Here is a 5025-nt window from a genome sequence, read left to right on the forward strand (position 1 = left end):
CTACAACCCCGAGCAGTGGCCCGAGGAGACCTGGCCCGAGGACATCCGTCTGATGCGGCAGGCCGGCGTCAACACCGTGACGCTGGGCGTGTTCTCGTGGGCGAAGCTCGAACCCCAACCGGGAGAACGGGACTTCGGCTGGCTGGACCGGATCGTGGACCTGATGGGCGAGGCCGGTGTCGGCGTCGTCCTCGCCACCCCGACGGCCTCGCCACCGCCCTGGATGGGGCACCTCCACCCGGACACCCTGCCCCGTGACGAGGAAGGCCGTACCGAGTGGTGGGGCGGCAGGCAGCACTTCTCGCACTCCAGCGCCACCTACCGCCGTTACGCCGCCGCCATCACCGAGGACCTGGCCGCCCGCTACGCCGGCCACCCGGCCCTCACCATGTGGCACATCAACAACGAGTACTGCACCTACGACTGGGGCGACGAGGCAGCCGCCCGCTTCCGCGCCTGGCTCCGCGACCGCCACGGCACCCTCGACGCCCTCAACACCGCCTGGGGCACCGCCTTCTGGAGTCAGGGCTACGGCGACTGGGCCGAGATCATGCCGCCGCGCCACCCGCACTACCTGAAGAACCCCGCCCAGGTGCTGGACTTCAAGCGGTTCACGTCCGACATGCTCCTGGAGTGCTACACCGCCGAACGCGACATCGTCCGCCGGCACGGCCCGCACCTCCCGGTCACCACCAACTTCATGCCGCTGTGGGCGGGGCAGGACGCCTGGCGCTGGGCCGAGGAGGAGGACGTCGTCTCCGTCGACCTCTACCCCGACCCGCGCGACCCCTTCGGCGCCCAGGAGGGCGCCCTGGTCCAGGACATGACGCGATCCCAGGCCCGGGGACCCTGGATGCTCATGGAACAGGCGGCCGGACCGGTCAACTGGCGCGGGGTGAACCACCCCAAGCCCCGCGGCCTCAACCGCCTGTGGTCCCTGCAGGCCGTGGCGCGCGGCGCGGACGCCGTCTGCTACTTCCAGTGGCGCCAGTCCCGGCAGGGCGCGGAGAAGTTCCACTCCGGGATGGTGAGCCACGCCGGCGAGCGGGGCCGTACGTACCAGGAGGTCACGCGGCTCGGCGCCGATCTGGCGCGGATCGCCCCGCACGTCGCCGGCACGCACAGCACCGCCCGCGTCGCCGTACTGCACGACTGGCACTCCTGGTGGGCCGGCGACCAGGACGCCCGGCCGTCCCGCGAGGTCGACCACCCCGGCATGCTGCGCGCCTGGCACCGCGCCCTGTGGCAGGCCCACCTCACCGCCGACTTCGCCCACCCCGAACACGACCTGTCCGCCTACCCGCTGGTCCTCGTCCCCCAGCTCTACCTGCTCACGGACACGGCCGTCGACAACCTCCTCGCCCACGTGCGCGGTGGCGGCACCCTCGTCTGCGGCTTCCTGACCGGCGTCGCCGACGAGGACGACCGGGTACGGCCCGGCGGCATGGACGCCCGGCTGAGGGACCTCTTCGGCATCCGCACCCTGCACGAGTGGTGGCCGCTGGACGCGGGGGAGACCGTCGCCTGCGAGGGCTTCCGCGGCACCCTGTGGTCCGAGGAACTGGAGGCCGACGGCACCGCGGATGCCACGACGCCCTACAAGGGCGGCGAACTCGACGGACTGCCCGCCGTCCTGCGCAAGGGCCGCGCCTGGTACGTCTCGACGCTCCCGGAGCCCGAGGCGCTGCGCGACCTCCTCACCCGGATCGCCGCTGGCGCGGGCGTGCGGCCCGTGCTCGACGGACTCCCCGCCCAGGTCGAGGCGGTACGCCGGGGCGACCTGCTGTTCCTGCTCAACCACGGCCGCGAACCGGTCGCCGTCGACCTGCCGGGCACCCACCACGACCTGCTCACCGGCGCCGACGTCACCGGCCGGGTCACCCTCGACCGCCACGGCGCGGCGGTGCTGCGCCCATGAACGCATCCGTGAACGCACCCCTGCGCACGCCCGTGAACGAGACCGCACCCGTCCACGGAACCTGGGAACCGCGGCCCGCCGCCCGCTGGGAGGACGCCTTCCTGAGCGGGAACGGCCACCACGGCGTCCTTGTGTTCGGTGACCCGGACGACGAACGGGTCGTCGTCACCCATCACACCCTGGTCCGTCCGGTCGGCGCCGACGAGGACCGGCTGCCGCCCCGGCTGGCCGACGCGCTCCCCGCCCTCCAGGACCGGTTGCTCGCCGGGGACGCGAGCGCCGCCGAGACCTTCACCGACGGCCGCCCGCTCCAGTGGGTACGGCCCTTCCACCCGGCCTTCCAGGTACGTCTGCGCCGACCCGACGGCACCCGGGACGGCACCGGGGCCCCGCCGTTCCACCGCCGCGCCGTCGACTTCCGCACCGGCGTGGCGGAGGCCGCCCGCGCCGGCCGGACCGGCCGCGCCTTCGTCTCCCGCGCCGACGACGTGATCGTCCAGTACGTCACCGGGCCGGACCTCACCCTCGACATCCGCCTGGACCCCCGTCTCGCCGGTGCCCCCGGCTCGCTCGGCGTCGGACACGGCGCCGTCCTCACCGCCGAGGGCGCCCTGCTGAGCCTGCGTGCCCGTTACCCGGACAGCGACCTCGCGTACACCGGCGTCACCCTGGTCGCCGTCACCGGCGGCGCGACGAGGCTCGCCCTGTCGGGCGTGCGGGTCGAGGGCGCGCGCTCCGTACTCCTGCTCACCCGGGTCCGCCGGCACACCGGGGAGACGGACGTGGTCGCCGAGGGACGCGCCCTGCGGGACCTGCTCACCGAAGGTGAAGGTGAAGGCAAAGGGGAAGGCGATCGCGAGACCGAAGACGTCTCGGCGGCGCCCGGGTCCTTCGGCGAGGCGTACGACGCCCTCCTCGCCCGCCACCTGTCCCTCCATCGCACCGCCTACGAGCGCGTCACCCTCGACCTGGCCGCCGACCCGGCCGAACGCGCCCTGCCGGGATCGGAGTTGCTGACCCGGCCGCGCAGCGCCGCCCTGCTCGAACGCCTCTTCGCAGCCGGCCGCTACCACCTGCTGTCCTCCGGCGGCCTGTTCCCGCCCCGTCTCACCGGCCTGTGGACCGGCGACTGGGACACGGCCTGGTCCGGCGCCTTCACCCACGACGCCAACCTCAACCTCCAGACCGCCTCCGCCGCCGCGGCGGCCCTCCCCGAGGTCACCGAGGCACTGGCGTCACTCGTCCAACGCCAGCTGCCCGACTGGCGGGACAACGCCCGTGAGGTCTTCGGCGCCCGGGGCGTGGTCGCGCCCGCGCACTCCGACGGCGAGTCCGGGCACAGCTACCACTTCAACCGCGAGTACCCGCTCCACCTGTGGACAGCGGGCGCCGACTGGCTCCTGGGGCCGCTCGTCGACCACGACGACACCCGCGGCGAGCACGATTCCCGCACCACCGCCGTCCTCGCCGAAGTCGCCCTGTTCTACGAGGACTTCCTCACCCGCACCGACGACGAGGGCCATCTGGTCGTCGTCCCCTCCTATTCGCCCGAGAACCGCCCCGCGAACGCCGGTTGGGGGACGGTCAACGCGGCCATGGACCTCTCCGCCGCCCGGCACGCGCTGCGCACCGCCGCCGACCGCCACCCCGAGCACGCCGACCGCTGGCGGGCCCTCGCCGACCGGCTCCCGCCGCACCGGATCAACGCGGACGGGGCACTGGCCGAATGGGCCCGGCCGGACCTCGCCGACGCCTACGACCACCGCCACCTCAGCCACCTCTACGCCGTCTGGCCGCTGCACGAGATCACCCCCTACGACACCCCGGACCTGGCCGCCGCCGCCCACCGCGCCCTCGAACTGCGCGGCTCCGAGAACGACTCCGCGCACGGCCATCTGCACCACGCCCTGATCGCCGCCCGTCTCCGCGACGCCGAACGGGTCGCGCGTGCCCTCGGCAGGGTCCTCGACGGCGACTTCTTCCACGCCTCCCTGATGAGCGCGCACTACCCCCACCGCGACGTCTACAACGCCGACGCCGCCCACACCCTCCCGGCTGTGCTGATCGAGGCGCTCGTGCAGTCCACCCCCGGCCGGCTGGTCCTGCTGCCCGCCCCGCCCGCGGAGTACCCGCGCGGGGCGCTGCACGGCGTACGGACCCGCTTCGGCGCCGTTCTCGACCTCACCTGGACCGAGGACGGCGCCACCGCCGTCCTGCGTCCCACCCGCACCGTCCGCATCGAACTCCGGACTTCCGACGGCGCCGAGCCGCTCGACCTCGTCGCCCACGAAGACCGCGTCCTCACCCTGAAGGCGCGGTGACATCGGCGATCTCCCCCCACCCATGGAAGGAACCCCATGGCACCAAGCATCACGAGCAGGATCGGCAAGGTCCTGGCAGTGCCCGCCGTCGCCCTCGGCCTCACCGTCGGCGTGGCCTCCGCCCCCGCCCAGGCCGCGGTCTGGAGCTCCTGCGACCAGTGGGGCAACACCACGCTGAACGGTTACATCCTCTACAACAACATCTGGGGCTCCGGCGCCGGCAGCCAGTGCGTCTGGGCCAACTCCGGCACCAACTGGGGAGCTTGGGCCAACCACCCCAACACCGGGGGCATCAAGTCGTACCCGAACGCCAAGAAGGTGGTCAACAAGCCCATCGACTCGCTCCGTTCGCTGACCAGCAACTACAACGTCACTGTCCCGTCCGCGGGCGCGTACAACACGTCGTACGACATCTGGGACACGGACTACGACTACGAGATCATGCTCTGGGTCAACCGGTACGGTCCCGTCGGCCCGCTCGGCGGCCCGCAGGGCACGGTCTCCCTCGGCGGCCACACCTGGAACGTCTACAAGGGCGACAACGGCGCCAACGAGGTCTTCTCGTTCCTGCGCACGTCCAACTCCACTTCCGGGACCGTCAACATCCTGCCGATCCTCGACTGGATCAAGGACACCAAGGGCTGGATGGGCAACGAGACCATCGGCGACGTGCAGTTCGGCTACGAGATCACCTCGTCGTCCGGCGGACTGGACTTCCGGACCGACAACCTCACCGTCAGCAGCAGCTGAACCCGGCCTCCGTGGGGTGGGCGGCCGGCCGCCCAC

The 5025-nt window shown here is 72.7% G+C and carries 3 protein-coding genes; all 3 read left to right on the top strand.

The window, feature by feature from the left end; all coding sequences use genetic code 11:
- Positions 1-1918: beta-galactosidase (locus AOK11_RS35270; protein WP_055597728.1), on the top strand; the 1918-nt coding region annotated here is incomplete at its 5' end.
- A complete protein-coding gene (locus tag AOK11_RS35275) occupies positions 1915-4239 on the top strand; it encodes a glycosyl hydrolase family 95 catalytic domain-containing protein (RefSeq protein ID WP_055597729.1) in 2325 nt (774 codons plus the stop codon). The genes AOK11_RS35270 and AOK11_RS35275, both read left to right, overlap by 4 nt.
- A gap of 36 nt (positions 4240-4275) precedes the next feature.
- On the top strand, positions 4276-4989 hold the full coding sequence (locus AOK11_RS35280) for a glycoside hydrolase family 12 protein (RefSeq protein ID WP_055597730.1): 714 nt from the start codon (positions 4276-4278) through the stop codon (positions 4987-4989).
- Positions 4990-5025: the final 36 nt, after the last annotated feature.

It is taken from the genome of Streptomyces hirsutus (assembly GCF_001418415.1).
Taxonomy (GTDB): Bacteria; Actinomycetota; Actinomycetes; order Streptomycetales; family Streptomycetaceae; genus Streptomyces; species Streptomyces hirsutus.

Excerpts from the sequence above, each read along its gene's own strand:
- AOK11_RS35280 (WP_055597730.1), top strand. The coding sequence starts at position 4,276 with ATGGCACCAAGCATCACGAGCAGGATCGGCAAGGTCCTGGCAGTGCCC.
- AOK11_RS35275 (WP_055597729.1), top strand. The coding sequence starts at position 1,915 with ATGAACGCATCCGTGAACGCACCCCTGCGCACGCCCGTGAACGAGACC.